The sequence below is a fragment of the Catellatospora sichuanensis genome (genome assembly GCF_007483665.1).
Taxonomy (GTDB): domain Bacteria; phylum Actinomycetota; class Actinomycetes; order Mycobacteriales; family Micromonosporaceae; genus Catellatospora; species Catellatospora sichuanensis.
In genome coordinates this window covers 1-5278 of record NZ_VIQO01000064.1, presented here as the reverse complement: position 1 = coordinate 5278, position 5278 = coordinate 1, and the positions used below count along the sequence as shown (strand labels likewise).

At 57.3% G+C, this 5278-nt stretch carries 3 rRNA genes; all 3 read right to left on the bottom strand.

The features are described from left to right. Positions 1-4: 4 nt before the first annotated feature. The 3 genes from rrf to FLL47_RS42420 all read right to left on the bottom strand — a co-directional run bounded on the left by rrf (position 5) and on the right by FLL47_RS42420 (position 5198). Positions 5-121, bottom strand: a 5S ribosomal RNA gene (gene rrf / locus FLL47_RS42430). Positions 122-222: 101 nt separating this feature from the next. Then, positions 223-3329: ribosomal RNA gene (locus FLL47_RS42425) — 23S ribosomal RNA — on the bottom strand. Between the two features lie 352 nt (positions 3330-3681). Beyond that, positions 3682-5198 (bottom strand): 16S ribosomal RNA (locus FLL47_RS42420). The 16S, 23S and 5S rRNA genes sit together here, the layout of an rRNA operon. Positions 5199-5278 lie beyond the last annotated feature (80 nt).

Genomic DNA, 5278 nt, shown 5'->3' with positions numbered 1-5278 from the left:
GTTTGTCCGGCGGCGTCCTACTCTCCCACAACGTCCCCGTTGCAGTACCATCGGCGCTGGAGGGCTTAGCTTCCGGGTTCGGAATGTTACCGGGCGTTTCCCCTCCGCCATGGCCGCCGTAACTCTATCAACATGTCAACCCGCGCCGGCCTGATGCCGGTGGTTGGATGTCGTGATGTGCATGGTGGACGCGAGCAAACTCTGCAGGATCTGCTGTGTTAGTTAGGTAAGTCCTCGGCCTATTAGTACCAGTCGACTGAACACATTACTGTGCTTACATCTCTGGCCTATCAACCCGGTGGTCTAGCCGGGGGCCTTACCCACTCTCGTGGTGGGATACCTCATCTTGAAGCGAGCTTCCCGCTTAGATGCTTTCAGCGGTTATCCCTTCCGAACGTAGCCAACCAGCCATGCACCTGGCGGTACAACTGGCACACCAGAGGTTCGTCCGTCCCGGTCCTCTCGTACTAGGGACAGCCCTTCTCAAGTATCCTACGCGCACGGCGGATAGGGACCGAACTGTCTCACGACGTTCTAAACCCAGCTCGCGTACCGCTTTAATGGGCGAACAGCCCAACCCTTGGGACCACCTCCAGCCCCAGGATGCGACGAGCCGACATCGAGGTGCCAAACCATCCCGTCGATATGGACTCTTGGGGAAGATCAGCCTGTTATCCCCGGGGTACCTTTTATCCGTTGAGCGACACCGCTTCCACATGCCAGTGCCGGATCACTAGTCCCGACTTTCGTCCCTGCTCGACCTGTCAGTCTCACAGTCAAGCTCCCTTGTGCACTTACACTCAACACCTGATTGCCAACCAGGCTGAGGGAACCTTTGGGCGCCTCCGTTACCCTTTAGGAGGCAACCGCCCCAGTTAAACTACCCACCAGACACTGTCCCTGAACCGGATCACGGTCCGAAGTTAGATACCCAGATCAACCAGAGTGGTATTTCAAGATTGGCTCCACCATGACTGGCGTCACAGCTTCACAGCCTCCCACCTATCCTACACAAGTTAAACCGGATACCAATGTCAAGCTATAGTGAAGGTCCCGGGGTCTTTCCGTCCTGCCGCGCGTAACGAGCATCTTTACTCGTAGTGCAATTTCGCCGGGCCTGTGGTTGAGACAGTGGGGAAGTCGTTACGCCATTCGTGCAGGTCGGAACTTACCCGACAAGGAATTTCGCTACCTTAGGATGGTTATAGTTACCACCGCCGTTTACTGGCGCTTAAGTTCTCAGCTTCGCCTTGCGGCTAACCGGTCCCCTTAACGTTCCAGCACCGGGCAGGCGTCAGTCCATATACAGCGTCTTACGACTTCGCATGGACCTGTGTTTTTAGTAAACAGTCGCTTCCCCCTGCTCTCTGCGACCCCACCCAGCTCCAGCCGTAAAGACCTTCACCAGACGAGGCCCCCCTTCTCCCTAAGTTACGGGGGCAATTTGCCGAGTTCCTTAACCACAGTTCGCCCGATCGCCTCGGTATTCTCTACCTGACCACCTGTGTCGGTTTGGGGTACGGGCCGCGCACAGCTCGCTAGAGGCTTTTCTCGGCAGCATAGGATCATCGACTTCACCTGATACGGCTCGGCATCACGTCTCAGCCTTATATGCGGCGCGGATTTACCTACGCCACGGCCTACACGCTTACCCCAGGACTACCACCGCCTGGGCTCGACTACCTTCCTGCGTCACCCCATCGCTCAACTACTACCGACCGAGATCCCAACGATCCCACCTCCCACCCGAAGGCGTTCAGTGTTCACGGAGGTTAGTACGGCCAGGTTCGTCGCGGGCGCTGCTTTGCGGGTACGGGAATATCAACCCGTTGTCCATCGACTACGCCTCTCGGCCTCGCCTTAGGTCCCGACTCACCCAGAGCAGATTAGCTTGACTCTGGAACCCTTGGTCATCCGGCGGAAGGGTTTCTCACCCTTCATTCGCTACTCATGCCTGCATTCTCACTCGTGTGGCGTCCACGGCTAGGTCACCCTGCCGCTTCACCCGCCACACGACGCTCCCCTACCCATCCACACACCTGGACCACAAAGGCCTGGTTATTGTGTGAATGCCACAGCTTCGGCGGTGTGCTTGAGCCCCGCTACATTGTCGGCGCGGAACCACTTGACCAGTGAGCTATTACGCACTCTTTCAAGGGTGGCTGCTTCTAAGCCAACCTCCTGGTTGTCTATGCGATCCCACATCCTTTTCCACTTAGCACACGCTTAGGGGCCTTAGCTGGTGATCTGGGCTGTTTCCCTCTCGACTACGAAGCTTATCCCCCGCAGTCTCACTGCCGCGCTCTCACTTACCGGCATTCGGAGTTTAGCTGACTTCGGTAAGCTTGTAGGCCCCCTAGGCCATCCAGTAGCTCTACCTCCGGCAAGAAACACGCGACGCTGCACCTAAATGCATTTCGGGGAGAACCAGCTATCACGGAGTTTGATTGGCCTTTCACCCCTAACCACAGGTCATCCCCCAATTTTTCAACATTGGTGGGTTCGGTCCTCCACGACGTCTTACCGTCGCTTCAACCTGCCCATGGCTAGATCACTCCGCTTCGGGTCTAGAGCATGCGACTGAACGCCCTGTTCAGACTCGCTTTCGCTACGGCTTCCCCACACGGGTTAACCTCGCCACATGCCACTAACTCGCAGGCTCATTCTTCAAAAGGCACGCCGTCACCTCAGAACAAGTCCTCAGCTCCGACGGATTGTAGGCAGACGGTTTCAGGTACTATTTCACTCCCCTCCCGGGGTACTTTTCACCATTCCCTCACGGTACTAGTCCGCTATCGGTCACCAGGTAGTATTCAGCCTTACCAGGTGGTCCTGGCAGATTCACGGCAGATTTCAGGAGTCCGCCGCTACTCGGGAACACCCACCACAGGCCTTGAACTTTCGTCTACAGGACTCTCACCCTCTACGGTCCCTCATTCCAGAGGATTCGACTAGCCCAAAGCTTTATAACTGTGCGACACAGTGTCAGCTGTATCAGTAGGGTCCCACAACCCCGCGCACGCAACCCCTGACAGGTATCACACGCACACGGTTTAGGCTACATCCGCTTTCGCTCGCCACTACTCACGGAATCACATGTTGTTTTCTCTTCCTGCGGGTACTGAGATGTTTCACTTCCCCGCGTTCCCTCCACACACCCTATGTATTCAGATGCGGGTAACCCGACATGACTCGGGCTGGGTTCCCCCATTCGGACACCCTGGGATCACAGCTTGGTTGACAGCTCCCCCAGGCCTATCGCGGCCTCCCACGTCCTTCATCGGCTCCTGGTGCCAAGGCATCCACCGTCTGCCCTTAAAAACTTACCTACACAGAGAAACAAAGATGCTCGCGTCCACTATGCACATCTCAACAAACAACCAACCCACACCCACCGCCAACACACACACCGCAAACGCGGCAGTTTGTGCTGAAGAGTGTGATCGGCGCCCGAAACAACAAGCAGAGCTTGTTCCTTCAGGACCCAACAGGGTGCCAAAACGATCCTCCAAGCCGCACCACAGCCCGTTCCATGCCCCGAACCGAGATCCGGAAGCCCTACTAGGGTTAACTGCAGCCGTTGCCAGAAAGATCTACCAAGTGTCTCCGCCATTGAGCCCCACTGCCGGCATTCGCGGCAGGTTGGGTCCTGACCTGCTTTCGCAGGTAGGTGCTCCTTAGAAAGGAGGTGATCCAGCCGCACCTTCCGGTACGGCTACCTTGTTACGACTTCGTCCCAATCGCCAGCCCCACCTTCGACCACTCCCTCCCTTACGGGTTGGGCCATGGGCTTCGGGTGTTGCCGACTTTCGTGACGTGACGGGCGGTGTGTACAAGGCCCGGGAACGTATTCACCGCAGCGTTGCTGATCTGCGATTACTAGCGACTCCGACTTCACGGGGTCGAGTTGCAGACCCCGATCCGAACTGAGACCGGCTTTTTGGGATTCGCTCCACCTCACGGTATCGCAGCCCATTGTACCGGCCATTGTAGCATGCGTGAAGCCCTGGACATAAGGGGCATGATGACTTGACGTCATCCCCACCTTCCTCCGAGTTGACCCCGGCAGTCTCCCATGAGTCCCCGGCATAACCCGCTGGCAACATGGAACGAGGGTTGCGCTCGTTGCGGGACTTAACCCAACATCTCACGACACGAGCTGACGACAGCCATGCACCACCTGTGACCGCCCCCGAAGGACACTCCATCTCTGAAGTTTTAACGGCCATGTCAAACCCAGGTAAGGTTCTTCGCGTCGCATCGAATTAATCCGCATGCTCCGCCGCTTGTGCGGGCCCCCGTCAATTCCTTTGAGTTTTAGCCTTGCGGCCGTACTCCCCAGGCGGGGCGCTTAATGCGTTAGCTACGGCGCAGGAAACCGGAGAGGCCCCCCACACCTAGCGCCCAACGTTTACAGCGTGGACTACCAGGGTATCTAATCCTGTTCGCTCCCCACGCTTTCGCTCCTCAGCGTCAGTATCGGCCCAGAGACCCGCCTTCGCCACCGGTGTTCCTCCTGATATCTGCGCATTTCACCGCTACACCAGGAATTCCAGTCTCCCCTACCGAACTCTAGCCTGCCCGTATCGACCGCAAGCCTGGAGTTGAGCCCCAGGTTTTCACGGACGACGCAACAAGCCGCCTACGAGCTCTTTACGCCCAATAAATCCGGACAACGCTCGCGCCCTACGTCTTACCGCGGCTGCTGGCACGTAGTTGGCCGGCGCTTCTTCTGCAGGTACCGTCACTTTCGCTTCGTCCCTGCTGAAAGAGGTTTACAACCCGAAGGCCGTCATCCCTCACGCGGCGTCGCTGCATCAGGCTTCCGCCCATTGTGCAATATTCCCCACTGCTGCCTCCCGTAGGAGTCTGGGCCGTGTCTCAGTCCCAGTGTGGCCGGTCGCCCTCTCAGGCCGGCTACCCGTCAAAGCCTTGGTAGGCCATCACCCCACCAACAAGCTGATAGGCCGCGAGCCCATCCCCAGCCGAAAAACTTTCCACAAAAGGTCATGCGACCCAAAGTGAATATCCGGTATTAGCCACCGTTTCCGATGGTTATCCCAAAGCCAGGGGCAGGTTACTCACGTGTTACTCACCCGTTCGCCGCTCGAGTACCCCGAAAGGCCTTTCCGCTCGACTTGCATGTGTTAAGCACGCCGCCAGCGTTCGTCCTGAGCCAGGATCAAACTCTCCAAAAAGAATTCAAAAACCCGGCAAAAGATCAAACCCCGACAAATAAATGTCCGAATCCGAATCCATCACCAAAGCAACCACCCCG